Annotated in this window: 26 protein-coding genes; 9 read left to right on the top strand and 17 right to left on the bottom strand. The window is 68.1% G+C overall.

Going from position 1 to position 25105, the window contains the following annotated elements:
• The first annotated feature begins 14 nt into the window (after positions 1-14).
• From P4826_RS02135 to P4826_RS02175, 9 genes are all read left to right on the top strand, one after another.
• Complete coding sequence (locus P4826_RS02135) at positions 15-1133, top strand: CaiB/BaiF CoA transferase family protein (protein ID WP_317702361.1); 1119 nt, start codon at positions 15-17, stop codon at positions 1131-1133.
• Between the two features lie 163 nt (positions 1134-1296).
• Positions 1297-1764: a (2Fe-2S)-binding protein gene (locus P4826_RS02140; RefSeq protein ID WP_317702362.1), complete on the top strand. Its 468-nt coding sequence runs from the start codon at positions 1297-1299 to the stop codon at positions 1762-1764.
• A 33-nt stretch (positions 1765-1797) separates the two neighbouring features.
• Positions 1798-4170 carry a xanthine dehydrogenase family protein molybdopterin-binding subunit gene (locus P4826_RS02145; protein WP_317702363.1) on the top strand — a complete coding sequence of 791 codons (2373 nt, stop codon included), beginning with the start codon at positions 1798-1800 and terminating at the stop codon, positions 4168-4170.
• Between the two features lie 13 nt (positions 4171-4183).
• Positions 4184-4975: an FAD binding domain-containing protein gene (locus P4826_RS02150; protein ID WP_317702364.1), complete on the top strand. Its 792-nt coding sequence runs from the start codon at positions 4184-4186 to the stop codon at positions 4973-4975.
• Positions 4976-5187: 212 nt separating this feature from the next.
• Positions 5188-6102 (top strand): AAA family ATPase, encoded by a 915-nt coding sequence (locus tag P4826_RS02155; protein WP_317702365.1) that lies wholly within the window; start codon positions 5188-5190, stop codon positions 6100-6102.
• A 5-nt stretch (positions 6103-6107) separates the two neighbouring features.
• Positions 6108-7355 (top strand): vWA domain-containing protein, encoded by a 1248-nt coding sequence (locus tag P4826_RS02160; protein ID WP_317702366.1) that lies wholly within the window; start codon positions 6108-6110, stop codon positions 7353-7355.
• Between the two features lie 17 nt (positions 7356-7372).
• Positions 7373-7924: an SRPBCC family protein gene (locus P4826_RS02165; RefSeq protein WP_317702367.1), complete on the top strand. Its 552-nt coding sequence runs from the start codon at positions 7373-7375 to the stop codon at positions 7922-7924.
• A gap of 2 nt (positions 7925-7926) precedes the next feature.
• Positions 7927-8967 (top strand): XdhC family protein, encoded by a 1041-nt coding sequence (locus P4826_RS02170; protein WP_317702368.1) that lies wholly within the window; start codon positions 7927-7929, stop codon positions 8965-8967.
• Positions 8967-9638: a nucleotidyltransferase family protein gene (locus P4826_RS02175; RefSeq protein ID WP_317702369.1), complete on the top strand. Its 672-nt coding sequence runs from the start codon at positions 8967-8969 to the stop codon at positions 9636-9638. Before P4826_RS02170 ends, P4826_RS02175 begins: the two co-directional genes overlap by 1 nt.
• On the opposite strand, the gene P4826_RS02180 is transcribed toward P4826_RS02175, so the two are convergent.
• The 17 genes from P4826_RS02180 to P4826_RS02260 form a co-directional block, all read right to left on the bottom strand.
• Positions 9601-10479, bottom strand: a complete 879-nt coding sequence (locus P4826_RS02180; protein WP_317702370.1) for a plasmid replication/partition related protein — start codon at positions 10477-10479, stop codon at positions 9601-9603. The two genes, P4826_RS02175 and P4826_RS02180, sit on opposite strands and share 38 nt — an antisense overlap.
• 190 nt (positions 10480-10669) lie before the next feature.
• Positions 10670-12040: a prephenate-dependent tRNA uridine(34) hydroxylase TrhP gene (gene trhP, locus P4826_RS02185; protein ID WP_317702371.1), complete on the bottom strand. Its 1371-nt coding sequence runs from the start codon at positions 12038-12040 to the stop codon at positions 10670-10672.
• 142 nt (positions 12041-12182) lie between these two features.
• Positions 12183-13172 carry a cell envelope integrity protein TolA gene (gene tolA, locus P4826_RS02190; RefSeq protein ID WP_317702372.1) on the bottom strand — a complete coding sequence of 330 codons (990 nt, stop codon included), beginning with the start codon at positions 13170-13172 and terminating at the stop codon, positions 12183-12185.
• Positions 13173-13194: 22 nt separating this feature from the next.
• Entirely contained in the window at positions 13195-13620 is a 426-nt protein-coding gene (locus tag P4826_RS02195) for an ExbD/TolR family protein (protein ID WP_317702373.1), read from the bottom strand.
• A gap of 13 nt (positions 13621-13633) precedes the next feature.
• Positions 13634-14335 (bottom strand): protein TolQ, encoded by a 702-nt coding sequence (gene tolQ, locus P4826_RS02200; RefSeq protein WP_317702374.1) that lies wholly within the window; start codon positions 14333-14335, stop codon positions 13634-13636.
• A complete protein-coding gene (gene ybgC / locus P4826_RS02205; RefSeq protein ID WP_317702375.1) occupies positions 14332-14751 on the bottom strand; it encodes a tol-pal system-associated acyl-CoA thioesterase in 420 nt (139 codons plus the stop codon). The genes tolQ and ybgC overlap by 4 nt, the downstream gene beginning before the upstream one ends.
• A 6-nt stretch (positions 14752-14757) precedes the next feature.
• Positions 14758-15942, bottom strand: a complete 1185-nt coding sequence (locus P4826_RS02210; protein ID WP_317702376.1) for a pyridoxal phosphate-dependent aminotransferase — start codon at positions 15940-15942, stop codon at positions 14758-14760.
• Positions 15943-15997: 55 nt separating this feature from the next.
• The gene (nusB, locus tag P4826_RS02215; RefSeq protein WP_317702377.1) at positions 15998-16525 is read right to left on the bottom strand and encodes a transcription antitermination factor NusB; all 528 of its coding nucleotides are present in this window, start codon (positions 16523-16525) and stop codon (positions 15998-16000) included.
• Positions 16522-16986, bottom strand: a complete 465-nt coding sequence (ribH, locus tag P4826_RS02220; protein WP_317702378.1) for a 6,7-dimethyl-8-ribityllumazine synthase — start codon at positions 16984-16986, stop codon at positions 16522-16524. Before ribH ends, nusB begins: the two co-directional genes overlap by 4 nt.
• Positions 16987-16989: 3 nt before the next feature.
• On the bottom strand, positions 16990-18111 hold the full coding sequence (gene ribBA / locus P4826_RS02225; RefSeq protein ID WP_317702379.1) for a bifunctional 3,4-dihydroxy-2-butanone-4-phosphate synthase/GTP cyclohydrolase II: 1122 nt from the start codon (positions 18109-18111) through the stop codon (positions 16990-16992).
• A gap of 141 nt (positions 18112-18252) precedes the next feature.
• Complete coding sequence (locus P4826_RS02230; protein WP_317702380.1) at positions 18253-18546, bottom strand: 2Fe-2S iron-sulfur cluster-binding protein; 294 nt, start codon at positions 18544-18546, stop codon at positions 18253-18255.
• 317 nt (positions 18547-18863) lie between these two features.
• The gene (locus tag P4826_RS02235; protein WP_317702381.1) at positions 18864-19235 is read right to left on the bottom strand and encodes a monovalent cation/H(+) antiporter subunit G; all 372 of its coding nucleotides are present in this window, start codon (positions 19233-19235) and stop codon (positions 18864-18866) included.
• Complete coding sequence (locus P4826_RS02240) at positions 19232-19513, bottom strand: K+/H+ antiporter subunit F (RefSeq protein WP_317702382.1); 282 nt, start codon at positions 19511-19513, stop codon at positions 19232-19234. The genes P4826_RS02235 and P4826_RS02240 overlap by 4 nt, the downstream gene beginning before the upstream one ends.
• Entirely contained in the window at positions 19510-20001 is a 492-nt protein-coding gene (locus P4826_RS02245) for a Na+/H+ antiporter subunit E (protein WP_317702383.1), read from the bottom strand. Before P4826_RS02245 ends, P4826_RS02240 begins: the two co-directional genes overlap by 4 nt.
• The gene (locus P4826_RS02250; RefSeq protein WP_317702384.1) at positions 19998-21716 is read right to left on the bottom strand and encodes a monovalent cation/H+ antiporter subunit D; all 1719 of its coding nucleotides are present in this window, start codon (positions 21714-21716) and stop codon (positions 19998-20000) included. Before P4826_RS02250 ends, P4826_RS02245 begins: the two co-directional genes overlap by 4 nt.
• A complete protein-coding gene (locus tag P4826_RS02255; protein ID WP_317702385.1) occupies positions 21713-22078 on the bottom strand; it encodes a Na+/H+ antiporter subunit C in 366 nt (121 codons plus the stop codon). The genes P4826_RS02250 and P4826_RS02255 overlap by 4 nt, the downstream gene beginning before the upstream one ends.
• Complete coding sequence (locus P4826_RS02260) at positions 22079-25036, bottom strand: monovalent cation/H+ antiporter subunit A (protein WP_317702386.1); 2958 nt, start codon at positions 25034-25036, stop codon at positions 22079-22081. It lies immediately after the preceding gene.
• Between the last annotated feature and the right edge of the window lie 69 nt (positions 25037-25105).

Here is a 25105-nt window from a genome sequence, read left to right on the forward strand (position 1 = left end):
CGAAAGAAAAAGCAATGAATACGCAAACCCAGGCCGGCGCACTCGCCGGCATCAAGGTTCTCGACCTGTCGCGCATCCTGGGTGGCCCGCTGTGCGGCCAGATCCTGGGCGACCATGGTGCCGACGTGCTCAAGGTGGAGCCACCCCAGGGCGACGACACGCGCGCCTGGGGCCCTCCCTTTAAGGACGGCGTGGCTTCCTACTACTTCGGGCTGAACCGCAACAAGCGCATCCAGTTCCTGGATCTGTCGGCCGCAGAGGGCCAGCAGCGCGTGCGCGAGCTGATGGGCGAGGCCGACGTGGTGGTGGAGAACTTCAAGGTCGGCACCATGGAGAAATGGGGCATAGGCTACGAGCAGGTGCGCGAGCAGTTTCCGCGCCTGGTCTGGTGTCGCGTGACCGGCTTTGGCGCCGACGGCCCGCTGGGCGCGCTGCCCGGCTACGACGCGGCGGTGCAGGCCATGGCCGGGCTGATGAGCATCAACGGCGACGCCGACGGCGACCCGCTGCGCGTGGGCCTGCCGGTGGTGGACATGGTCACCGGCATGAACGCCGTCATCGGCGTGCTGCTGGCGCTGCACGAGCGCGGCAGAAGCGGCCAGGGCCAGCTGGTGGATGCGGCGCTGTACGACAGCGGCCTGTCGCTGCTGCACCCGCACGCGCCCAACTGGTTCATGAGCGGCAAGATCCCGCAGCGCACGGGCAACGCCCACCCCAACATCTACCCCTACGACGTGATCCACACTGGCGGCGCACCGATCTTCCTGGCCGTGGGCAACGACCGGCAGTTCCGCCTGCTGTGCGACTATATCGGCCAGCCGGCCATGGCCGACGACGCACGCTTTGCCACGGCCGGCCAGCGCTCGGTGAACCGCGCGGTGCTGAAACCCCTGCTGGAGCAGGCCTTCACCCAGCGCGACGGCCAGGAGCTGGCCGATGCGCTGATGGCCATAGGCGTGCCCGCCGCGCCGGTGCTGAACGTGGAGCAGGCCCTGCATCACCCGCACACCGTGCACCGCGAGATGGTGGTGAAGATGGGCGACTACCAGGGCCTGGGCGCGCCGGTGAAGCTCAGCCGCACGCCGGCCAGCTACCGCTTTGCGCCGCTGGCCGAGGGCAAGGATTTCATGTAACCGACGGTTGCACCCTATTGCCGGGCCCGCATGTGCGGGCCCTTTTTTTTACGCATGTGACACGGGCAAGGGTTTTACCCAGGTGTGTTGGCGTGGGTTGTTCCAAGAATAGAACGGCTTTTTTACAACCAAGACAACCACGCCACACAAGGAGACGCCCACCATGCAAGTAGAGCTCAAGGTCAATGGCAAGCCGGTTTCGGCGGATGTGCCGCCCAACACGCTGCTGGTGCAATTGCTGCGCGAGCATCTGCGCCTGACTGGCACCCATGTGGGCTGCGACACCGCGCAATGCGGCGCCTGCACAGTGATGGCCGATGGCCGGGCCATCAAGTCGTGCAACGTGCTGGCGCTGCAGATGCAGGGCGCGGACATCACCACCGTCGAAGGCCTGGCCCAGGCCGACGGCACGTTGCACCCGGTGCAGGCGGCGTTCAAGGAGTGCCATGGCCTGCAATGCGGCTTCTGTACCCCCGGCATGGTGATGAGCACCGTCGATCTGCTGGCCCACCACCCCCAGGCCAGCGAGGCCGAGATACGCCACCTGCTGGAGGGCAACCTGTGCCGCTGCACCGGCTACCAGAACATCGTCAAGGCGGTGCAGACCGCCCAGAAGGCCATGGCCGCCTGAGGCCCCTGAAAACCACCACCAGGAGACAAGACCATGGGTGCCAATGCATTTGCCAAGCTGCCGCATATCGGCGAATCGCTCAAGCGCAAGGAGGACGTGCGCTTTCTGACCGGCGTGGGCAACTACACCGACGATGTTGACCAGGCGAACCAGAAGTACGCGTACTTCGTGCGCTCGCCGCACGCACATGCGCGCGTCAAGGGCGTGGACACGGCCGAGGCCGCCAAGATGCCCGGCGTGGCCGCCATCTACAGCGGCAAGGACATTGAAGGAAAAATGGGCGGCCTGCCCTGCGGCTGGTTGATCAGCAACCCCGACGGCAGCCCCATGAAGGAGCCCATGCACCCCATCCTGGCCATAGGCAAGGTGCGCTACGTGGGCGACCATGTGGCCATGGTGGTGGCCGACACGCTGGAGCAGGCCAGGAACGCCGCCGAGGCCGTGCAGGTGGACTATGAGGAGCTGGCCCCGGTCATCGACATGAAAAAGGCCAAGGACGGCCCGGCGCTGCACGACGAGGCCCCCGACAACCATTGCTACAAATGGACGCTGGGCGACAAGGCGGCGGTGGACGCCGCCTTTGCCGGCGCCGCCCACATCAGCCGGCTGGATCTGGTGAACAACCGCCTGATCCCCAACGCCATAGAGCCGCGCGCCGCCAACGCCAGCTACAACCGCGCCACCGACGAATATGTGCTCTACGTGGCCAACCAGAACCCGCATGTGGAGCGCCTGCTGCTGACCGCCTTCGTGCTGCAGCTGCCCGAGCACAAGGTGCGCGTCATCGCGCCCGACGTGGGCGGCGGTTTCGGCTCGAAGATCTTTCTGTATGCCGAGGACGTGGCCGTCACCTGGGCCGCCAAGCAGCTCAACTGCGCCGTGAAGTGGACGGCCGAGCGCGGCGAGTCGTTCGTGTCCGACGCCCATGGCCGCGACCACATCACCCATGCCGAGATGGCCATGGACAAGGATGGCAAGTTTTTGGCCATGCGCGTGCACACCGACGCCAACCTGGGCGCCTACCTGTCAACGTTTGCCTCCAGCGTGCCCACCATCCTGTATGGCACGCTGCTGGCCGGCCAGTACACCGCGCCGCAGATCTATGTGGAGGTGGATGGCTGGTTCACCAGCACCGCGCCGGTCGATGCCTACCGCGGCGCCGGCCGGCCCGAGGCCACCTATGTGGTCGAGCGCCTGGTCACGCGCTGCGCCTGGGATCTGGGCCTGTCCCAGGACGAAATCCGCAAGCGCAACTTCATCACCAGCTTCCCCTATCAGACGCCGGTGGCGCTGCAGTACGACATTGGCGACTACCACGCCTGCATGAACCAGGCGCAGCAGCTGGCCGACGTGGCGGGCTTCGCCGCGCGCCGCGCCGCCAGCGAGGCCAGGGGCCTCAAGCGCGGCATGGGCTACAGCAGCTATATCGAGGCCTGCGGCCTGGCGCCCAGCAACATCGCCGGCGCCCTGGGGGCCAGGGCCGGGCTGTTCGAGGCCGGCGAGGTGCGCGTGCACCCCACGGGCAGCGTGACGGTGTTCACCGGCTCGCATAGCCATGGCCAGGGGCATGAGACCACGTTTGCCCAGCTGGTGGCGGCGCGCCTGGGGCTGTCGCCGGACCAGGTGGACATCGTGCACGGCGACACCGGCCGCGTGCCCTTTGGCATGGGCACCTACGGCAGCCGGTCCCTGAGCGTGGGTGGCACGGCCATCATGAAGGCGCTGGACAAGATCGAGGCCAAGGCCAAGAAAATCGCCGCCCATTTGATGGAGGCGAGCGACGCCGACATCGAGTTTGCCGGCGGCGAGTTCACGGTGAAGGGCACGGACAAAAAAATCCCGTTTGCCCAGGTGGCGCTGACGGCCTATGTGCCGCACAACTACCCGCTGGACAAGCTGGAGCCCGGCCTGAACGAGACCGCCTTCTACGACCCGGTGAACTTCACCTTTCCCGCAGGCACCTATATCTGCGAGGTGGAGGTAGACCCGCAGACCGGCGTGGTGCGCGTGGACCGCTTCACCGCCGTGGACGACTTCGGCGTCATCATCAACCCCATGATCGTCGAGGGCCAGGTGCATGGCGGCCTGGTGCAGGGCATAGGCCAGGCACTCTTGGAGCATGGCGTGTATGACCCGGACAGCGGCCAGCTGCTCACCGGCAGCTACATGGACTACGCCATGCCGCGCGCCGCCAACTTCCCTGAGTTCAAACTCGGTCATGTGTGCACGCCCTGCACGCACAACCCCATCGGCAGCAAGGGCTGCGGCGAGGCGGGGGCCATAGGCTCGCCGCCGGCCGTCATCAACGCCGTGCTGGATGCGCTCCAACCCCTGGGCGTGACCGACATCGACATGCCCGCCACGCCGCACCGCGTCTGGCAGGCCATCCAGAACGCCCAGGCTTGAAAGGACAAGCACCATGTACGCATTCACCTACGAACGCCCCGCCTCCCAGGCCGACGCCTTGAAGCTGGCCCAGGCCGGCGGCAAGCTGCTGGCCGGCGGCCAGACCCTGCTGGCATCCATGAAGCTGCGCCTGGCCGCGCCCGAGCAGCTGGTGGACCTGGGCGCCATCCCCGAGCTCAAGGGCATACGCCGCGAGGGCAACAGCATCGTCATCGGCGCCATGACCTGCCACGCCGACGTGGCTGAAAGCGCCGAGCTGCGCGCCGCCATCTCCGCGCTGGCAGCATTGGCCGGCGGCATTGGCGACAAGCAGGTGCGCGCGCGGGGAACGCTTGGCGGTTCGGTGGCCAACAACGACCCGGCCGCCGACTACCCCGCCGCGCTGCTGGCGCTGGGCGCCACGGTGCACACCACGGCGCGCGCCATCGCGGCCGATGACTTCTTCCAGGGGCTGTTTGCCACGGCGCTGGAAGAGGGCGAGCTGATCACCGCGGTGAGCTTTCCCATCCCGAAGAAGGCGGCCTACGTCAAGTTCGTGCAGCCGGCCTCGCTGTTCGCGCTGATTGGCGTGTTTGTCGCGCAGACCGATGGTGGCGCCCGGGTCGCCGTGACCGGCGGCGGCAACGGCGTGTTCCGCCATGCGGGCCTGGAGGCGGCGCTGTCGGCCAGCTTCACGCCCGATGCCGTCGCCGGCGTGGCCACGGACGAGGGTGAGATGTCCAGCGACCTGCATGGCAGCGCGGCTTACCGCGCCCACCTGGTGGGCGTGATGGCGCAGCGCGCCGTGGCCCAGGCGCTGGCTTGAGCCGCGCCACTCCCTCCCCCACCGGGCGAGGGTAGGGGTGGGGGGCAGCAAGGCCTGCGTCTTCATGCCGGCAAGATGCCGGCGCTCCCGGCCCCCATCCCCGCCTTCCCCCAGAGGGGGCGGAATTCGGGACATGCCATGGTTCAGATATTTTTGGCATCTATCCCATACTCAGCAAGCGCAAACAGCTATTGTTTTTGAATACTCCGCTCATGCCACAACCACCCTGCGCCTGCACCAGCATCGACGAACTGGCCGCCGCCCTGCAGTCCGTCGGCTACTTTGCCGACCGGCGCCTGGCCACGGCGGTGTTCCTGGCGCTGAAGCTGCAGCGCCCGCTGCTGCTGGAGGGCGAGCCCGGCGTGGGCAAGACCGAGCTGGCCAAGGCGCTGGCCCAGGTGCTCTCGCGCCAGCTGCTGCGCCTGCAATGCTTTGACGGCCTGGAGCAGCGGGAGGCCCTGTATGAATGGAACTACGCCGCCCAGCTGCTGCACCTGCGTGCGGCCGAGGGTACGGCGTCGGCCAACGCACTGGAGCAGGAGGTCTACCAGCCGCGCTACCTGGTGCGCCGCCCGCTCCTGCAGGCGCTCGAAGCCCCGGCGCCGGGCGCGCTGCTCCTGATCGACGAGGTGGATCGTGCCGACGAGCCCTTCGAGGCCTTTCTGCTCGAATACCTGGGCGAGTACCAGGTCAGCATTCCCGAGCTGGGCACCATCAGCGCCGCCGTGCCGCCGGTGACCATCCTGACCAGCAACCGCACGCGTGAGCTGAACGACGCCGTCAAGCGCCGCTGCCTGTACCACTGGCTGGACTACCCCGAGCGCGAGCGCGAGCTGGCCATCGTGCGCGCCCTGGTGCCCCAGGCGCCGCGCCAGCTGGCCGACCAGGTGGCGGCCTTTGTGCAGCAGCTGCGCGCCAGCCCCCATGGGGATCGGTTCCAGCGCGCGCCCGGCATTGCCGAGACGGTGGAATGGGCACGCGCGCTGGTGGCGCTGGACACCGTCACGCTGGACCCCGAGGTGGTGGTGGACACCGCCGGCATCCTGTTCAAGCAGCGTGACGACCTGGCCGCGCTGGATCTGGCGCTGGCGCAACAGGCCCTGGCCGCCAGCCAGCCGGGCGCCTGAAGGCCATGGCCGACCCGTTCGCCGCCCAGCAAGCCACGCAGCAGCGCGTGCCGCAACTGGGCGACGCGCGCAGCGGCAAGCTGGCCGGCAACCTGACCGCCTTTGGCCGGGCCCTGCGCCGCACCGGCGTGCCGGTGGACGCGGCGCGCATGGCCCTGGCGCAGCAGGCGGTGCAGCTGGTGGGCGTGGCGCGCAAGGGCGACATGGCCGCCGCGCTGGAGGCGGTGCTGGTTGGCCGCGCGCAGGATCGCGCGGTGTTCCGCGAGCTGTTCGAGGTTTTCTTTCGCGACCCGGATCTGGCCAGCAAGCTGCTGGCACAGATGCTGCCGCGGGCCGAGGGCCGGGCCGAGCCGCCGCGCCAGCGCCCGCGCGTGCGCGAGGCCCTGCAGCGCCCCAAGCCGCCAGCCGGCAGCGTGGAGCAGCCCGAGCAACAGGTGGATCTGGACGCCGCCATGAGCGCCAGCCGCCTGGCGCGGCTGAAGAACGCCGACTTCAACCAGCTGAGCGCCAGCGAATTCCAGCTGGTCGAGCGCCTGGTGCGGGACATTGCGCTGCCGCTGCCCAGCGTGGCCGCGCGGCGCATGCGCGCGGGCGGGCGCGGCGCGCGCATCCACTGGGCGCGCACGCTGCGCCAGGCCGCGCGCCATGGTGGCGACCTGGTGGCGCTGCAGCGCCAACAGCGGCGCCAGCAGGCCCTGCCGCTGTTGGTGCTGGTGGATGTGTCCGGCTCCATGGAGCGCTACGCGCGCCTGTTGCTGGCCTTCATCCATGCCGCCACGGCGCGCGTGCGCGTGGACGGCCAGGCCCAGCGCCTGCGCCGTGAGGTGTTTGCCTTTGGTACCGGCCTGACCGACCTGGGCCCGGCCTTTCGCGAGAGCGATACCGACGCCATGCTGCAGCGCGCCGGCCAGGCGATACACGACTTTGCCGGGGGTACGCGCCTGGGTGACAGCCTGGCCAGACTGCGCCAGCAGCATGCGCGGCGCCTGGTCGGGCGGCGCACGCTGGTGCTCATCGTCAGCGACGGGCTCGACACCGGCGAGCCCGAGGACCTGGCGCGCGAGCTCGACTGGCTCAAGCACCGCTGCCGGCGCCTGCTGTGGCTCAACCCGCTGCTGCGCTTTGACGGCTATGAGCCGAGCGCGCGCGGCGCTGCCGTGCTGCACCGCGCGGCCGACGCCATGCTGGCCGTGCACAACGTGACCCGGCTGCAGCAACTGGCCGGCGCCATCGCCAGCCTGATGAAACAATAAACCCAAGGAGACAGACCATGGAAATGCAAGGCGCACGCCAGCTGGCGATCACCCAGCAACAGGCCTGGGAGGCCTTGAACGACCCCGAGGTGCTGAAACTCTGCATCCCCGGCTGCGACAGCATCGAGGCCACGGGCGACAACGCCTACGCCCTGGTCAACGCCATCAAGGTCGGCCCGGTGGCGGCCAAGTTCAAGGGCGCGATTGCGCTGGCCGACGTGAACGCACCGCACAGCTACACGCTGAACTTCGAGGGCAACGGCGGCGTCGCCGGCTTTGGCAAGGGCAGCGCCCAGGTGTCGCTGGCGCCACAGGAAGAGGGCTGTGAGCTGGCCTACAGCGTCAACGCCACCGTGGGCGGCAAGATCGCCCAGGTCGGCCAGCGCCTGATCGACGGCGTGGCCAAGTCCATGGCCGAGAGCTTTTTCAAGCGCTTTGATGAGGAAATGCAGCGCCGCCATGGCCCGCCGCCCGAGGAGGCCGAGGAAAAGCCCGGCGCACTGAAAAAAATGTGGTCCAGGCTCAAGGGCGGTGACAAGGGCGCCGCGTCCCCGGCAGAGGAGACATAGCCATGGAAAACCTCGACGTCACCGTGCTGCGCGCCCTGCGCGACTGGCGCTTGGCGGGCAAGCCGGCGCTGCTGGTCACGGTGGTGCGCACCTGGGGATCGTCGCCGCGGCCGGTGGGCTCCATCATGGCGCTGTGCGCGGACGGCTCGGTCATGGGTTCGGTCTCGGGCGGCTGTATTGAAGATGATTTGATAGCACGCTACGCCCATGCGGCCGGCGCTGACGCCCTGCCGCGCAGCGGGCCGCCGCAGTTCGCAAAGTACGGCGTGACGGCCGACGAGGCCTTTCGCTTTGGCCTGCCCTGCGGCGGCACGCTGGAGCTGCTGCTGGAGTTCGACCCCGACGGCGCCAGCATCGCCGCCTTGGTGCAGGCGCTGGATGCCGGCCGGCTGATGCACCGCCGCGTGCGCCTGGGCGACGGCGCCGTGACGCTGGAGGCAACGGATGCGCCGGCGGAGCTGGTGCTGGGCGGCGCGCAGCTCACCAACACCTTCGGCCCGGAATACCGCATGCTCATCATCGGCGCCGGGCAGATGAGCGAATACCTGGCCACCATGGCGCAGTTCTGCGGCTTTGCCGTCAGCGTCTGCGACCCACGCGAGGAATACCGCAGCGCCTGGAGCGTGCCCGGCGTGCGCCTGCTGACCAGCATGCCCGACGACACCGTGGCCGCGTTCGTGCCCGACGCCAGGTCTTGCGTCGTGGCGCTGACGCACGACCCCAAGCTGGACGACCTGGCGCTCTTGCAGGCACTCGACACCCCGGCCTTCTACATAGGCGCCATTGGCAGCCGGCGCAACAACGCGGCGCGGCGCCAGCGCATGATCGAGCACCTGGGCCAGACCGAGGAGGGTCTGGCGCGCCTGCGCGGGCCGATCGGCATCTACATCGGCAGCAAGACCCCGCCCGAGATCGCCGTCAGCGTCATGGCCGAGGTGCTGGCCGTGAAGAACGGGGTGCCCCTGCCGCGCGACATGGACGTGGCCCATGTCAAGGACAGCCAGGGCCAGGCGGCCGCCGGCTCGGCCTGCAAGGTGGGCTGATGAGCCCGATGGATGTCGTGGCCGCCGTGGTCATGGCCGCTGGCGCGGGCCGGCGCATGGGCTATTTCCCCAAGTCCCTGCTGGAGCGCGACGGCGAGCCGCTGCTGCTGCGCCAGATCCGCCTGCTGGGCGAGGCGGGGGCCAGTACGGTGGTAGTGGTGCTGGGCCACCATGCCGCCCGGCTGCGGGCCGTGTTGGCGCAGGCCGCTCCCCGGTTGCCCATTACCCTGCGCTGGGTGCTCAACCCCGCGCCCGACGAGGGCCCGGGCGGGTCGTTGCGCTGCGGCCTGGCGGCGTTGCCGCCCGATGTTGACACCTTGCTGGTGCTGCTGGGCGACCAACCCCTCTTGGAGCCGCAGGATCTGCAGGCCCTGCTGGCCGCCTGGCGCGCGCGGCCGGCCGGTGTGGAGCTGGTGCTGCCCCAGCATGCCGGCCAGCCGGGCCACCCCATCGTCTTTGGCCCGCTGCTGCGGCGCGCGGTGATGCAGGCCCAGGGCGGGCGGGGCGTGCGTGAATGGCGGCGCGCACATCCGGCCCAGGTGCAGGCGCTGGCGCTGGAGCACGCGCGCTGCACCACCGACGTCGATACACCCGAGGATCTGCGCCGACTGGGTGAACGCTGGGGGGTGTGGATCAGGCCGCCTCGGCCAGCAGATCCTGCAGCGCCTTGACCTGCTGGCGCAGGCGTTCGTTCTCGGCCTCCAGCTCGGTCACGCGCTGCCGCAGCTGCGCGGCGTCGGGCGGCGCCGCTGCCGCTTCGCCCTCGGCGGCCATGTCCTGGGTGCCGGCCTTGGGTTTTTTCTTCGCCTCGCGCACCCGCTTGGCGGCCTGCTTGAGATCCTGCGCACCGCCCGCGGCGGCGGCCTGCTGCTCCTCAACCGATAGCGTGGCGACGACCGCGGCGGCGTTTAGCGACAACTCGCCAGACTTGACGGCGGCCACCACCTCGGGCGCGGCGTTCTGGTGGATGGCCTCGATGGCCTTCACCTGGGCCGCCGTCAGGCGCGCGGCGCGGGCCAGGGCCTCGCGCGTGTCCAGCGCGTCCTCGGGTACCTTGGCAACTGTTGCCAGGGCCTTGGCCACCACGGGGTCGGTGTCGCCCTCCCAGGGGGCCTGGCCGCCGGGCGACTGCGCGGCCTCGGCCTTGGCGGCCACCACGGCGGCGGCGGCCTGGGCGCGGCGCTCGGCAATGATCTCGCGCTTCTTCAGCGCCAGCACGCCGCGCTGGAACTCGGAGACGCTGCGCCGGCCCAGGTGCTGGTCGATCATCCACAGGTGCACGTCCTCCATGCTCTGAAAGCGGGTGTTTTGCACCGTCTGGAAGGGCAGGCCATGCTGCTGGCAGATGCCGTAGCGGTTGTGGCCGTCCACCAGCACGTCGCCCCACAGCACCAGCGCGTCCCGGCAGCCCTCGGCCAGGATGCTGCGCTCCAGCGCGTCATGCTCGTCGGGCGTGAGCGGGTCGATATAGGCCTTGAGTTCGGGCAGGACGACGATGGTTTCGGGATTCATGGGGTGTCGAACAAGCGAAAAAATGGATAAAGGCCCCGGCGGGGACCTTTGAGGCAAAACGGTTGATGGGTGGTAGGCATCAGATCAGACCGCGAGCCCTCACCCCCACCCTCTCCCAGAGGGAGAGGGGGTAAAACCGGCGCAACCGGTCGCCCTCGCCCCTTTGGGGAGAGGGAGGGGTGAGGGGGTTTCAGGAGGGCTGCAGCAGCCGCGCGATGAGCGCGCCGTCGACCGGGCCGGTCAGCGGTATGCGCACGCGCACCGGGCTGCCCTGGGCCACCTGTACTGGCTCGCCATCCAGGTTGAACATTTTTTCCAGCAGCACCTGGCGATTGCCCTGGGGGTGGATGATCTCCAGCCGGTCGCCCACGGCAAAGCGGTTCTTGGTTTCCACCTCGGCCAGGCCGTCGGCGTAGCCGCGCACCTCGCCGACAAAGTGGCTGCGTTGCAGCACGCTGTGGCCGGTTTCGTAGTTCTGGTAGTCGTTGGCCGGGCGGCGCTCCAAGAGACCCCCGGTGTAGCCGCGATTGGCCAGGCCTTCAAGCTCGGTGATCAGCTCGGGGTTGAAGGGTCGGCCGGCCACGGCGTCGTCGATGGCGCGGCGGTAGACCTGGGCGGTGCGTGCCACGTAGTACAGGCTCTTGGTGCGGCCCTCGATCTTCAGCGAATCGACGCCGATCTCGACCAGGCGCTGCACATGCTCGACGGCGCGCAGGTCGCGGCTGTTCATGATGTAGGTGCCGTGCTCGTCCTCCATGATGGGCATCAGCTCGCCGGGGCGGTTGGCTTCTTCCAGCAGGTAGACCTGGTCGGCCTTGGGGTGGCGCTGGATAGCCGTGCCGGTGAACTGCGCGTCGGCGTCCTCGCGTGACTTGGTGAAGCTGAAACCCTTGTCCATGGTGCTGGCCAGGGCCTCGCCGGTGTTCGGATCCACCTGGGCGTCGTGCGTCTTGTACTCCCAGCGGCAGGCGTTGGTGCAGGTGCCCTGGTTGGGATCGCGGTGGTTGAAGTAGCCCGACAGCAGGCAGCGGCCGGAGTAGGCGATGCACAGCGCGCCGTGCACGAAGACCTCGATCTCCATGTCCGGGCATTCCTGGCGGATCTTCTCGATCTCGTCGAGTGCCAGCTCGCGCGAGAGGATGATGCGCGCCACGCCCATCTTCTGCCAGAACTTGACCGTGGCCCAGTTGGTGGTGTTGGCCTGCACCGAGAGGTGGATCTCGGTCTCGGGCCACTTCTCCTTGACCATCATGATGAGGCCGGGGTCGGCCATGATGAAGGCGTCGGGCTGGCAGGCGATGACGGGCTCGATGTCGCGCAGATAGGTGCGCACCTTGTCGTTGTGCGCGATCAGGTTGCTGGTGACGAAGAACTTCTTGCCGCGCGCGTGCGCCTCCTGTATGCCCTGGGCGATCTGCTCCAGGCGGAATTCATTGTTGCGCGCGCGCAGGGAATAGCGCGGCTGGCCGGCATAGACGGCGTCGGCGCCGAAGTCGTAGGCCGCGCGCATCTTGTCCAGCGAGCCGGCGGGCAGCAGCAGTTCGGGGGCTTTGAGGGTCATGGGGGGCGATTTTCGTTCATGCGCCATGCTGGGGCAGGGCGCGCGGGTAATCGCTGGCGCACGCATCGTCCCTGGTGGATTAATGGCAAAAATGGCCATAAACCCAGGTGGGACAAGCGCGAACAGCTCTCTTTTTTGCTGATCAATCCTTGGGCCGAAAGCTGATCACCAGCGACGATGGCACGCGGCCATCGATGTCGCGCGGCAGGGTCTCGGTGCGCTGCAGGGCGCGGAGCACGGCCTCGTCCCAGGCCTTGTTGCCGCTCGATTGGGTGATGCGTGCTTTGACTATGGTGCCGTCGGGCGCGGCGAGTACCTCGACCTCGGCGCGCGGGTTGCCGTCCACCTGATCCGGGAAGACGATGTTGGGCTTGACCTTGGCCGCCACCTTGCCGCCGTAGCCGCCCGAGGGGCCGGCGCTGCGCAATGCGGTGCCGGTGGCCGTCTCGCCACCGGTGGCACCGGCCAGGCTCTGCATGCGGCGGATGTTCGCCTGGTGGCGCGCATCGGCCTCCCTGGCCTCGCGCGCTTCCTCGGCCTTGCGGCGCTTGTCCTCGGCCAGTTTCTTCTGCTTTTCCTGCTCGGCCTTTTGCTGCTCCAGCTTCTTTTGCTCGGCCAGCTGTTTCTCGCGCTGCTCCTTTTCGCGCTCGGCCTTTTCCCGCTCGGCCTTCTTCTGGGCCAGCTGGCGTTCCTTCTTCTCCTGTTCCAGGCGCTCGCGGCGTTCCTTGTCCTTCTTGTCCTGCTCCAGTTCCTGCTCGCGCTTTTTCTTCAGCTCTTCCTCGCGCTTCTTCTGCTTTTGCAGGGCGATGTCGGCGTCGCGTGTGTCGGGCTCGGCCTGGCGTGGGGCAGGCGGAGGTGGCGGCGGTGGTGCGGGCGCGGGCTGTGGCTCGGGCGTGGGTTCGGGGGCCGGCGGCGGTGGGGGCTCGGCCGCGCGCGGAGCGGCCTGTTGCGGCACGGCGGCCCAGAGCTCGGCCTCCACGGCGGGCTGGTCGCTGCTGCTCTTCCAGTTCACGCCCCAGGTCAGCGCGACCACCAGCACGGCATGGGCCAGCACCGCCAGGGTGATGGCGCGCATGCGGCCCGGCGGGCGCGGCGGGGCGAACTGGTCGCGGTCATGAATGGCTGCCTGCATGCGCGTGGACGATCCTTGGGGTTCAGCCGCCGCTCTTGACGGCCAGCGCCACGCGCGCCACGCCGGCGCGCTGCAGCTCGGACATGGCCTTCATCACCGAGTCGTAGGAGGCCGTCTTGTCGGCGCTGATGAGCACCGGCGTGTCCTCGGGCTGATCTTTGAGCCAGGTCTTGGCGGTGTGGCCCAGCTGCGCCAGCGGCACCGTGCGTTCGTTGCCGTCGGCCTTGAAGCGCACGCCGCCGTCCTTGTCCACGATGACATCGGCGCGCGTCTTGGGCAGCTTGGCACCCTTGCCGACCGAGGGCAGGTTGACCGAACTCGGTGTGAGCATGGGCGCGGTCACCATGAAGATGATGAGCAGCACCAGCATCACGTCGATGAAGGGCACCATGTTGATCTCGTTCATGGAGCGGCGGCGCGTGCCGCTGCGGGACGCCATTGCGGGCATGACGGGCCTCCCTTCAATGTCCCGAGGGGCTACCGGGCTGGGCGCCCAGGTTGCGCTGCAGGATGTTGGAGAACTCTTCGATGAAGGTCTCCTGGTGCGTGGCCACGCGGTCGATGTCGCGGGCGAAACGGTTGTAGGCGATCACGGCCGGAATGGCGGCAAACAGGCCGATGGCGGTGGCCACCAGGGCCTCGGCGATGCCGGGCGCGACGGTGGCCAGCGTGACCTGCTCCATGCCGGCAAAGCCGGTGAAGGCGTGCATGATGCCCCAGACGGTGCCGAACAGGCCCACATAGGGCGACACCGAGGCCACCGAGCCGAGGAAGGACAGGCTGGACTCGATCACGTCCATCTCGCGCTGGAAGCTCGCGCGCATGGCGCGGCGGGCGCCGTCGAGCAGCGTGCCGGCGTCACTGATGCGGCGCTCGCGCAGCTTTTGATATTCGCGCATGCCGCTGGCGAAGATGCGCTCCATGGGACCGGCGCTCTTGGCGTTGTGCGCGGCAGCGGCGAACAGCTCGTTCAGGCTGGTGCCAGACCAAAAGTCGCGTTCGAAGTCCTCGTTCAGAGCCTTCACGCGCTTCAGCGCGAACAGCTTACGGAAGATGGCGGCCCAGCTGGCCACGGAGACGGCGAGCAGCAGCAGCATCACCAGTTGCACCACCCAGCTGGCGCCCAGCACCAGGCTGAGCATGGACATGTCTTGGGAATTCATGATCGGGAAATTGCTTGCAAAACAGAATCAGGGATGCGCGCCGCGCGCATGCTGGTGCCATCGACCCAGCCTATGCGTATGCTGGCTTCGCACAGCAACTGGGGCTGGGCTGGCGTGGCTTGTGTTGTCAGGAAGGCCTGTTGTTCGATTGTCATGGATGCACGGCCACTGTCCTGGAGCCTGGCCGTAACAATCAGTTCATCGTCCAGCCGGGCCGGGCGCAGGTAGCGCAGGCGCGCGTCGGTTACGACAAACATGCCGCCGGTTTGTTCCCGCAACTGCTGCTGGCCCAAATCCAGCGCGCGCAGCCACTCGGTGCGCGCGCGCTCGAAGAACTTGAGGTAGTTGGCGTAGAACACGATGCCGCCGGCATCGGTGTCCTCCCAGTAGATGCGTACCGGCCACTCGAAAGCCATGCTGCGTCAGCCGATCAAACGCTGCAAACGGCTGACCGCCTCGTGCAGCTGGGCCATGGAGTTTGCGGTAGAAAAACGCACATGGCGCGCCGTGTCGGCCGTGCCGAAGTCGCGCCCCGGCGTGATGGCCAGATGGGCGCGGCGCATGAGCTCAAACGCGAAGTCCCAGCTGCCATCGACACCCAGCCTGTGCGCCACCTGCGTGCAGTCGGCCCAGGCATAGAAGGCGCCGTCGGGCATGACGGGCACGCTCAATCCGAGCTTGTTGAGTTCGGGAATGAAGTAGTCGCGCCGCGCCTTGAACTCCGCGCGCCGGCGCTCGTACTCGGCGATGCTCTCGGCCTCGAAGCAGGCCAGGGCGGCGTGCTGCGAGATGGTGGATGCGCAGATGAACAGGTTTTGCGCCAGGCGCTCGACCACCGGCACCATGGCATCCGGCACCACCATCCAGCCCAGGCGCCAGCCGGTCATGTTGAAGTACTTGCTGAAGCTGTTGATGCTGATGATGTCGTCGCCCAGCGCCAGTGCGCTGTGGCTGTACTGCTCCTCGTACGACAGGCCCAGGTAGATCTCGTCGATGATGGTCAGGCCGCCCTTGGCGCGCACCACCTGGTGTATGGCGCGCAGCTCGTCGGGGGCGATCGAAGTGCCCGTGGGGTTGGAAGGCGAGGCCAGCAAAACGCCGCGCGTTTTTTCTCCCCACGCCGCTTCGACCTTGGCGGCGCTGAGCTGAAAGCGTTCCTCGGCGGTGGTCGGGATCAGCACCGCCTTGCCCTCGGCCGCGCTCACGAAGTGGCGGTTGCAGGGGTAGCTGGGGTCGGGCATCAGGACCTCGTCGCCGGCGTCGATCAGCGCCAGGCAGGCCAGCTGCAGCGCGGCCGAGGCCCCGGCCGTGATCACGATGCGCCGCGCCGGCACATCGACGCCAAAGCGCGTGGCGTACCAGTCGCTGATGCGCTCGCGCAGCGGCTCCAGGCCCAGGGCGTTGGTGTACTGCGTCAGGCCGTCGCGTATCGCGCGCTCGGCCGCCTGTTGCACGAGCGGCGGGGCGGTGAAATCCGGCTCGCCGATGTTCAGGAAGATCATCGGCTCGCGCGTGCCGGCCACTTCGCGCGCCATTGCCTGCGCGGCCTTGGCCACTTCCATCACGTAAAAGGGTTCTATGCGCTCGGCGCGGGTGGAGAACTTCATGACACTGTGCCTGCCGCCGCCCAGGGCGCACGGGCTTGAGAGAAACAAAAGGGGCTCAGCTGGCCTTGCCGGCGGCCTTGTCGGCCTCGACCTCGGCGGCGCGCAGCTGCGGCGCCAGGCCGTTCAAGACGCCGTTGACGTACTTGTGGCCATCGGTGCCGCCGAATTCCTTGGCCAGCTCGATGCACTCGTTGATGACCACGCGCCAGGGCACGTCGGGGCAGTGCTGGAACTCGTACACGCCTATCCACATCACGGCATGCTCTATGGGCGAGATCTCGGCCAGCTTGCGGTCGAGCTGCGGCGTGATCAGCTCGTCCATGAACTGGGCGGTGGTGATGCAGCCGTGCAGGAGCGCGTCGTAATGCGCGGCATCGGCCTTGTGAAAGCCTGACAGGTCGCGCGTGAACAGGTCGATGGAGCTGGCGTCGTTGCCGCCCACCAGATGCTGGTACAGCGCCTGCAGGGTGAATTCACGCGCGCGTGAGCGCGCCGATTTGGAGCCGGCCTTGCGCGCGCCGGTGCTGGTGGTGCCGGTGCGCGACTGGCGCGGGGGGCGCTTGGAAGCGGGGGCCTCGCTCACTGCAGCTCCTCCAGCAGCCTGGCCATCTCCACGGCCACGCGGGCGGCGTCCACGCCCTTGTCGGTTTGGCGCGCGATGGCCTGCTCCAGGTTCTCGGTGGTTAGGATGGCGTTGGCGATCGGGATCTGGTAGTCAAGCCCCACGCGCGTCACGCCCGCGCCGGACTCGTTGGCCACCAGTTCGAAGTGGTAGGTCTCGCCGCGGATGATGCAGCCCAGGGCGATCAGCGCGTCGTACTCATCGCGCTCGGCCATGGCCTGCAGCGCCAGCGGCACCTCCAGTGCGCCGGGCACCAGCACATGGTGGATATGCGCCTCCTGCACGCCCAGCTTGATCAGCTCGGCGCGGCAGGCCGCGGCCAGGGTGTTGGTGATGCCTTCGTTGAAGCGGGCCTGAACCAGGCCGATGTGCAGTTCGCTGCCGTTGAGCTGCGCCGCCGTGCCTTTGTCTGCGTCAAACATGTCTTATTCCTTGGGGATGTAGCCGGTGATTTCCAAACCGTAGCCTGTCATGCTGGGCATGCGCCGGGGCTGGCCCATGAGCTGCATGCGCGCCACGCCGACCTCGCGCAGGATCTGCGCGCCCACGCCGTAGGTGCGCAAGTCCATGCGGCCGCGCTCGGGCGCCTGGGCGGCGCGCGCCTTGCCCTCGAACTGCTCGAGCAGTTGCTCGCCGGTTTCGCCGCAATTGAGCAGCACGGCCACGCCGCGGCCCTGGGCGGCGATGTGGCGCAGGCTGGCGTCCAGGCTCCAGGAATGCATGGCGCGGCTGGGCTCCAGCGTGTCCAGCACCGACAGCGGCTCGTGCACGCGCACCGGCACGCTGTCGGCCGCATCCCACTGTCCCATGACCAGCGCCAGGTGCACCGCCTGGCTGGGTTCGTCGCGGAAGGCGTGGGCGGTGAACTCACCAAACGCCGTCTGCATGGGACGCGAGCCCACCTTGTGCACCAGCGACTCGGTGCGGCTGCGGTATTCGATCAGGTCGGCGATGGTGCCAATCTTCAGGCCATGCTCGGCGGCAAACAGCTGCAGGTCGGGCAGGCGGGCCATGGTCCCGTCGTCCTTCATCACCTCGCAGATCACGGAAGACGGGCTGCAGCCGGCCATGGCGGCCAGGTCGCAGCCGGCTTCGGTGTGGCCGGCGCGCATCAGCACGCCGCCATCGACCGCCTGCAGCGGGAAGATATGGCCGGGCTGCACCAGGTCGGCAGCCTGGGCATTGGGTGCCACGGCGGCCTGCACGGTGCGCGCGCGGTCGGCGGCGCTGATGCCGGTGGTCACGCCCTCGGCGGCCTCGATGGAGACGGTGAAGGCGGTGCCCATCTTGGTGCCGTTGCGCGCCACCATGGGCGGCAGTTGCAGGCGCTCGCAGCGCTCGCGCGAGAGGGTCAGGCAGATCAGGCCGCGGCCGAAGCGGGCCATGAAGTTGATGGCCTCGGGCGTGACATGGTCGGCGGCGATGACCAGATCGCCTTCGTTCTCGCGGTCTTCCTCATCGACGAGGATGACGATGCGCCCGGCGCGCATCTCGGCCACGATGTCTTGCACGGGCGAGATGGGGGCGGGCGTGAGGGGGGTGTTCATGCGGGGCCTTTGCGTAGTCCGTGCGCCCTGGGGCAGCGCGCGTTCCCCGGCGGGTGGGCCCCAAAGAACGGCGATGCGGCCGCGGGCCGCACGGGTGAGGGATGCGGTGATCCCGAAAGACGGCGATTTTAGTCCACGGCGTCAGATGGCGGAGGCTTCGAGCCGGATGTCGCTCATCGGATAGGCCACGCAGGGCAGCACGCAGCCCTCGGCCTTTTCCTCGGGCGACAGGCCGGGCCAGTCGATGGCGTAGCGCACCTCGCCGTCGGCCAGCATGCCGATGCAGGTGCGGCAGCTGCCGTTGCGGCAGGAGCTGGGCCAGTCGATGCCGCCTTGCTCCAGCGACAGCAGCAGGGGCTGCTCGGGCCAGGCATCGCACTGGGTGCCGTCATCGCCCACGCGGGCAATGAAAAAGGGTGGGGTCGTGTTTTCCATAGAAAATGCCTTCAACGCCTGTCGGGAAAGCGCAAATAGCTATCAAAATAATAGTAAAAAGAATCTAAGGGAGCTGCCTAAAAATTGGGCATTGCAGGTCTGGGCATTGCAAATCAGGCACTTAAGACCGCCATACAGCGCTTGTCCAAAGTTATCCCCAGGATTGTCCAATGGCCTGTGGAACAACTCCTGGCCAGGCTGCCTAAAAATTCATCATCGCAAGCAAAATCATTACAAATCAAATACTTGCAATCGCAGTACAGCGGTTGTTCAGGCTTATCCACATGTTTGTCCAGTGCCACCAGGGATAAGCTGGCTCAGGGTTCGCGCGCATCTTCAGTCGCGGTGCGGCTCAGGTTGGCTGGCACCGCCTCGCCCATGCGGCGCGCGCGGAACAGCGCGGCACGCATCAGGAAGATGTTGGTCACGGGGACGGTGACGGCCACGAACAGGGCGATCAGCAGCGCATGCACGGCCAGGCCTTCGCCCACCATGGAGAAGTACAGCAGCGTGGCATGCATGACGCACCAGCAGGCCATGGTGGCAATGATGGCCGGGGCATGCACGCGCTCGAAATAGCTTTTCAGGCGCAGCAGCCCGAGCGAGCCCAGAAAGGCAATCGCGGCACCGGCCAGCACCAGCAGCGAGACGCTGATGTCCAGCCACAGGGGCAGATCCTGGCCATTCACTCGATCACCTCGCCGCGCAGCAGGAACTTGGCCATGGCCGTGGAACTGGCAAAACCCAGCAGGGCGATGAGCATGGCGGCCTCGAAGTAATGCTGACTGCCGTAGTAGATGCCCAGCACCAGCATCAGCAGCATGCCGTTCAAATAGATGCAGTCCAGCGCCAGCACCCTGTCCTGCGCGGCCGGGCCCTTGAGCAGGCGCACCAGGCACAGCACCATGGCCGCAACGAGCATAAACAGGGCGCTGGGCAAGGCCCACGCAAGCAGGGAGCCGGTCATTCGAAGATCTCCATCAGGGGGCGCTCGTAGCGCGTCTGTACATGCTGCACGATGGCCTCGCGGTCATGTACCTCCAGCACATGCAGCATGAGCATGGAGCGGTCGCGCGAGAGCTCGGCCCAGACCGTGCCGGGCGTGATGCAGACGATCATGGCCAGTACCGCCAGGCCGTTGGGGTCGCGCAGCTCAAGCGGTATCTTCACGAAGTCGGCGCTGTGGCGGCGCGTGCGCGGCAGCAGCAGAAAGCGCAGCACGGCGATGTTGGACTGGGTCGTGTCCACCACCACCGTCCAGCACAGCCGCAGCACCGTGCCCAGGTGGCGCACGCGCACCTTTTGCGGGCGCAGCTCCTTGAACAGCACCGGCAACCCCAGGGCCAGCAGCAGGGCCAGCAGCAGGTGGCCGGGGCTGAGCGAGCGGTTGAGCAGCAGCCAGACCACAAACAGCCCGAACGAGACCAGCGGTGCGGGCAGGATTTTCTTCATCATGGCCGGGCCTCCTTTCCGGCGGGCCGGGCACTGTCGCCGGGGCCGGTCCGCGGCGGTGCGTTCAGCACGGCACGCACATAGCCGGCGGGGGCGTACAGCGCCCGGGCCGTGGCCGTGGTGAAGCGCATCACGCCCTCGGCCTGGACGGTCAGTACCACGCAGGCGGCCAGCAGCAACGCGATGGGAAGGCCTTCGAGCACATGCAGCTGCGGCCTGTCCCTCTCCGAGGCGGCCCAGAAATGGCGGATCCCGGACCGTGTCAGCGCCATCAGAGCCACCAGGCCCGTGCCAATCATCAGCGCCAGCAGCGTCCAGCCGGCCGGCCCGGGGCTGGTACCCGGCGCGGTGCCCAGGCCCTGCGGATCGAGCAGCGGGCCGAGCATGGCGAACTTGCCGATGAAGCCCGACAACGGCGGCAGCCCGGCGATCACCAGGGTGCTCATCAGATAGGCCAGGCCCATGAAGGCGGTGGCGGCCGGGATCACCCGGCCGACCAGCACCTGTTCTTCGTCATCCAGGTTCAGACCGGCGGTGGGCACGAGTTCTGCCGAAAGAAAGGGCGCGTCGTCGTCGTTTTCGTACGGGGCCAGGGTGGCGCCGTCGTTGCGCCAGCGCTCGGTCAGGTCGGCCAGCAGGAACAGCGCCGCCACGGCCAGCGTGGAGCTGGGCAGGTAGTACAGCAGGCCGGCCGTGAGCCGATCCTGGCCAAAGCCGGCTGCGGCCAGCAGCGTGCCCGACGACAGCACGGCCGCGTGGCTGGCCAGGTGCGTCAGGCGCTGCGAGCCCATCATGCCGATGGCGCCAAAGGCCATGGTGGCCATGCCGCCCAGGATCAGCCACAGGCCGCCAAACTGTGCCGAGGCCCCGGCATCGGCGCCAAACAGCAGCGACCACAGGCGCAGCAGCGCGTACAGCCCGACCTTGGTCATGAGCGCAAACAGCGCCCCCACCGGGGCCGTGGCCGCGCTGTAGGCGGGCACCAGCCAGAAGTTCAGCGGCCACAGGGCCGCCTTGATCAGAAAGGCCGTGGCCAATATGGCGGCCGCCGCGTGCAGCAGGCCCCGGTCGGCCGGCAACACCTGGGGCACGGCCCGGGCCAGGTCGGCCATGTTCAGCGTGCCGGTGAGGGCGTAGAGCATGGCCGCGCCGACCAGGAACAGCGACGAGGCCGCCAGGTTGATGGCGATGTAGTGCAGGCCAGACTGCACGCGCGCGCGCCCCGAGCCATGCAGCAGCAGGCCGTAGGAGGCGGCCAGCATGATCTCGAAGAACACGAACAGGTTGAACAGGTCGCCGGTGAGGAACGCTCCGGCCAGGCCCATCAGCTGGAACTGGAACAGCGCCTGGTAGAGCACGCCGGCACGCTGCCAGCGCGCGCCCGCGAACAGCACCGAACACAGGGCGACCAGGCTGGTCAGCAGCAGCATCAGCGCCGTCAGCCGGTCGAGCACCAGCACGATGCCAAACGGGGCCGGCCAGTTGCCCGGCAGGTACACGCCCATGCCCACCTCTGCGCCCTGGCGGTGCACCCATTGCAGCAAGGCAATCGACACCAGCAGGCCCACCAGCGTGGACACCAGGCTGACGCCGAACTTCAGGCGCTGCTGCTCCTCGCGCAGCAGCAACAACAGCGCGGCCGTGAACATGGGCAGCGCGATGGGCGCCAGCATCAGGTGCGGCATGAGCGCGCTGGTGACCTCAGACAGCCGGCTCATGGCATCTCCTGCGCATCGCGCGCCTGCGAGCCGTCTACATGATCGGTGCCGGATATGCCGCGTGCGGCCAGCAGCACCACCAGGAACAGCGCCGTCATGGCAAAGCCGATGACGATGGCGGTGAGTACCAGGGCCTGGGGCAGGGGGTCGGCGTAATGCTGCAGATCCTGCGCCACGCCGGGTAGCAGCACCGGCTCCTTGGCCAGGGCCAGGCCCAGGCGGCCCATGCTGAAGATGAACAGGTTCACCGCATAGGACAACAGGGACAGGCCCATGATGACCTGGAAGGTGCGCGGGCGCAGTAGCAGCCACACCCCCGAGCCGGTGAGCACGCCGATGGAGATGGCGAGGATGATTTCCATTCAGCGCGCCTCCCTGGCGTCGTCGTCATAGCTGACCACGGCCGCCATGGCCAGCTGCTGCTCTTCCAGCAGGCGCGCGTGGTAGCGGTGGCTGCGCACCGACTGGTGCGCAATGGCCGTGAGCATCATCAGCGTGGAGCCCACCACCAGCGCGAACACGCCGGCATCGAAGAACATGGCGCTGGCCAGATGCACCTGGCCGAGCAGCGGCAACTGGAGGTGGAACATATGGCTGGTCAGGAAGGGGTAGCCCACGGCCACGGCGCCCAGGCCCGTGCCCAGCGCCAGCAGCAGGCCGGTGGCGATCCAGCGGCGCGGGAAAACCGGCAGGTGCGCCTCCACCCATTCCGTGCCCGAGATCATGTACTGCAGCACCAGGCCCACGGAGAACACCAGGCCGGCGACGAAGCCGCCGCCCGGCTGGTCATGGCCGCGCAGGAACAGATAGCAGGCCACCAGGGCCGTGAACGGCAGCAGCAGGCGCACCAGCACGGCCGGCACCATCAGGTAGCCCACGGCCGTGTCCTGCGCGTGGCGTGGGTTCAGCAGGTCGGTCTGCAGGTCGGCGGGCAGGTTGCGCTGCTGCTCGGGCAGATCCATGGCCTCGCCGGCGGGGCGAAAGCGCCGCAGCAGTGCATACACGGTGAGGGCAACGATGCCCAGCACCACGATCTCGCCAAAGGTGTCGAAGCCGCGGAAGTCCACCAGCATCACGTTGACCACATTGGTGCCACCACCTTCGGTCAGCGCGCGCTCCAGGAAGAAGGTGGAGGTACTTTGCGCAAACGGCCGGCTCAGCATGGCAAATGACAGCCAGGCCATGCCGCCGCCGGCCGCCAGCGCCAGCAGTAGATCGCGCAGGCGGCGCACGCGGGTCAGCGCGGTGCTGGCCGATGCCGCGGGCAGGCTTTCGTCGCGCTTGGGCAGCCAGCGCAGGCCCAGCAGGATGAGGATGGTGGTCACCACCTCCACCGCCAGCTGCGTGAGCGCCAGATCCGGCGCCGAGAACCATAGAAAGGTGATGCTGGTGCACAGGCCCGCGCCGCCCATCAGCGCCAGCGCCGCCAGCCGGTGGTACTTGGCCTGCCAGGCCGCCGCCACGGCGCACACATTGCCCAGCAGCCACACCAGCACAAACGCCGGCGATAGCGCCAGCGCGGCGCGCCCGCCCAGCCGCATGCTGCCCAGCCACAGTGGCAGGGCGCCGGCCACCAGGGTGAACAGCAGCAGCCACAGCATCTGCCACTGCAGCCGCCTGGTGGACAGCAGGCGCCGGCCCTTGCGCGCGGCCTGGGTGCACTTGGCGAGCAGGGCTTCAAAGACGCGCCTGCCGCTGATGAAGCGCATCAGCGGCGGCCCCCCGATGCGGCCGAGTCGGCGCAGGCTGCGCAGCGCCTGGTACAGCGCGGCGCCACCGATGAGGGCGACAAAGCTCATCAACAGGGGCGTGTTCAGGCCATGCCATAGCGCCAGGCTGAAGGCCGGCAGCTGGCCGCCCACCACGGGCAGCGCGGCGGCATCCAGAAAACGGCCTATCGACCAGGCTGGCAGCACGCCCACCACCAGGCAGGCGAGCACCAAGAGCTCCACCGGCACGCGCATCCAGTGGGGCGGCTCATGCGGCGCGTAGGGCAGGTCGGTTGCCGGCGGGCCCCAGAACACATCGACGATGAAGCGCAGCGAATAGGCCACGCTGAACATGCCGGCCACCGTGGCGCCCACCGGCAACAGTGTGGAGACCAGGGGCGAGGCGTCCAGGAACACGGTCTCGGCGAAGAACATTTCCTTGGACAGAAAACCGTTGAGCAGTGGCACGCCAGCCATGGCGGCGCTGGCCACCGTTGCCAGCGTGGCGGTGATGGGCATCATGCGGCGCAGGCCCGACAGGCGGTTGATGTCGCGTGTGCCGCTTTCATGGTCGATGATGCCCGCGGCCATGAAGAGCGACGCCTTGAAGGTCGCGTGGTTCATGATGTGGAACACGGCGGCCACGGCGGCCAGCGGGCTGTTCAGGCCCAGCAGCAGCGTGATCAGGCCCAGGTGCGAGATGGTGGAGTAGGCCAGCAGCCCCTTCAGATCGTCCTGGAACATGGCGGCGTAGCCGCCGATCAGCAGCGTGGCCAGGCCGGTGCCGCCCACCAGCCAGAACCAGGCCTCGGTATCACCCAGCACCGGCCACAGGCGCGCCAGCAGAAACACTCCCGCCTTGACCATGGTGGCCGAGTGCAGGTAGCTCGATACCGGCGTGGGCGCCGCCATGGCGTTGGGCAGCCAGAACTGGAAGGGGAACTGCGCGCTCTTGGTAAACGCCCCGAGCAGCACCAGCACCAGGGTGGCCAGGTAGAGCGGATGTGCACGCACCAGATCGCCCGCCGCCAGCACCTGGTCGAGGTCGTAGCTGCCGACGATATGGCCCAGGATGAGCATGCCGGCCAGCAGGCACAGGCCGCCCGTGCCCGTCACTGTTAGTGCCATGCGCGCGCCGCGGCGCGCATCCTCGCGGTGATGCCAGTAGCCGATCAGCAGGAAGGAAAACAGGCTGGTCAGCTCCCAGAAAAACACCAGCTGGATGATGTTGCCCGACAGCACCACCCCCACCATGGCGCCCATGAAGGCCAGGAAGAAGGAGAAAAAGCGCGGCACCGGGTCTTCGGGCGACATGTAGTAGCGCGCGTACAGCACCACCAGCGCGCCTATGCCGAACACCAGCATGCAGAACATCCAGGCAAAGCCGTCCAGGCGCAGGATCAGGTTCATGCCCAGGGTGGGAAGCCAGGCAATCTCCTGGCGCAGCACGCCGCCGCCGGCAATGTCGGGAAAGCTCAAGGCCGTCAGCAGCGCGCAGAGCAGCGCGATCACCCCCGCCAGCGTGGACTCGGCATTGCGCGCGTTGGCTGGCAACAGGGCCGCCAGCAGGCTGGCAAGAAAGGGGAGGGCGACGAGCAGAACCAGGGACATGAGCGCCTGATTCTAGCGGTAAGCGGTTTTCAAGATGCTATGGATACTTGAGCGGTAGCCGGCCATGGG

The organism is Diaphorobacter limosus, from assembly GCF_033100095.1.
GTDB classification, from domain to species: domain Bacteria; phylum Pseudomonadota; class Gammaproteobacteria; order Burkholderiales; family Burkholderiaceae_C; genus Alicycliphilus; species Alicycliphilus limosus.

What these genes read in the sequence shown, in the direction of transcription:
- P4826_RS02135 (WP_317702361.1), top strand. Translation starts at nt 15, where the DNA reads ATGAATACGCAAACCCAGGCCGGCGCACTCGCCGGCATCAAGGTTCTC.
- P4826_RS02140 (WP_317702362.1), top strand. Translation starts at nt 1,297, where the DNA reads ATGCAAGTAGAGCTCAAGGTCAATGGCAAGCCGGTTTCGGCGGATGTG.
- P4826_RS02145 (WP_317702363.1), top strand. Translation starts at nt 1,798, where the DNA reads ATGGGTGCCAATGCATTTGCCAAGCTGCCGCATATCGGCGAATCGCTC.
- P4826_RS02150 (WP_317702364.1), top strand. Translation starts at nt 4,184, where the DNA reads ATGTACGCATTCACCTACGAACGCCCCGCCTCCCAGGCCGACGCCTTG.
- P4826_RS02155 (WP_317702365.1), top strand. Translation starts at nt 5,188, where the DNA reads ATGCCACAACCACCCTGCGCCTGCACCAGCATCGACGAACTGGCCGCC.
- P4826_RS02160 (WP_317702366.1), top strand. Translation starts at nt 6,108, where the DNA reads ATGGCCGACCCGTTCGCCGCCCAGCAAGCCACGCAGCAGCGCGTGCCG.
- P4826_RS02165 (WP_317702367.1), top strand. Translation starts at nt 7,373, where the DNA reads ATGGAAATGCAAGGCGCACGCCAGCTGGCGATCACCCAGCAACAGGCC.
- P4826_RS02170 (WP_317702368.1), top strand. Translation starts at nt 7,927, where the DNA reads ATGGAAAACCTCGACGTCACCGTGCTGCGCGCCCTGCGCGACTGGCGC.
- P4826_RS02175 (WP_317702369.1), top strand. Translation starts at nt 8,967, where the DNA reads ATGAGCCCGATGGATGTCGTGGCCGCCGTGGTCATGGCCGCTGGCGCG.
- P4826_RS02180 (WP_317702370.1), bottom strand. Translation starts at nt 10,479, where the DNA reads ATGAATCCCGAAACCATCGTCGTCCTGCCCGAACTCAAGGCCTATATC.
- trhP (WP_317702371.1), bottom strand. Translation starts at nt 12,040, where the DNA reads ATGACCCTCAAAGCCCCCGAACTGCTGCTGCCCGCCGGCTCGCTGGAC.
- tolA (WP_317702372.1), bottom strand. Translation starts at nt 13,172, where the DNA reads ATGCAGGCAGCCATTCATGACCGCGACCAGTTCGCCCCGCCGCGCCCG.
- P4826_RS02195 (WP_317702373.1), bottom strand. Translation starts at nt 13,620, where the DNA reads ATGCCCGCAATGGCGTCCCGCAGCGGCACGCGCCGCCGCTCCATGAAC.
- tolQ (WP_317702374.1), bottom strand. Translation starts at nt 14,335, where the DNA reads ATGAATTCCCAAGACATGTCCATGCTCAGCCTGGTGCTGGGCGCCAGC.
- ybgC (WP_317702375.1), bottom strand. Translation starts at nt 14,751, where the DNA reads ATGGCTTTCGAGTGGCCGGTACGCATCTACTGGGAGGACACCGATGCC.
- P4826_RS02210 (WP_317702376.1), bottom strand. Translation starts at nt 15,942, where the DNA reads ATGAAGTTCTCCACCCGCGCCGAGCGCATAGAACCCTTTTACGTGATG.
- ribH (WP_317702378.1), bottom strand. Translation starts at nt 16,986, where the DNA reads ATGTTTGACGCAGACAAAGGCACGGCGGCGCAGCTCAACGGCAGCGAA.
- ribBA (WP_317702379.1), bottom strand. Translation starts at nt 18,111, where the DNA reads ATGAACACCCCCCTCACGCCCGCCCCCATCTCGCCCGTGCAAGACATC.
- P4826_RS02230 (WP_317702380.1), bottom strand. Translation starts at nt 18,546, where the DNA reads ATGGAAAACACGACCCCACCCTTTTTCATTGCCCGCGTGGGCGATGAC.
- P4826_RS02240 (WP_317702382.1), bottom strand. Translation starts at nt 19,513, where the DNA reads ATGACCGGCTCCCTGCTTGCGTGGGCCTTGCCCAGCGCCCTGTTTATG.
- P4826_RS02245 (WP_317702383.1), bottom strand. Translation starts at nt 20,001, where the DNA reads ATGATGAAGAAAATCCTGCCCGCACCGCTGGTCTCGTTCGGGCTGTTT.
- P4826_RS02250 (WP_317702384.1), bottom strand. Translation starts at nt 21,716, where the DNA reads ATGAGCCGGCTGTCTGAGGTCACCAGCGCGCTCATGCCGCACCTGATG.
- P4826_RS02255 (WP_317702385.1), bottom strand. Translation starts at nt 22,078, where the DNA reads ATGGAAATCATCCTCGCCATCTCCATCGGCGTGCTCACCGGCTCGGGG.
- P4826_RS02260 (WP_317702386.1), bottom strand. Translation starts at nt 25,036, where the DNA reads ATGTCCCTGGTTCTGCTCGTCGCCCTCCCCTTTCTTGCCAGCCTGCTG.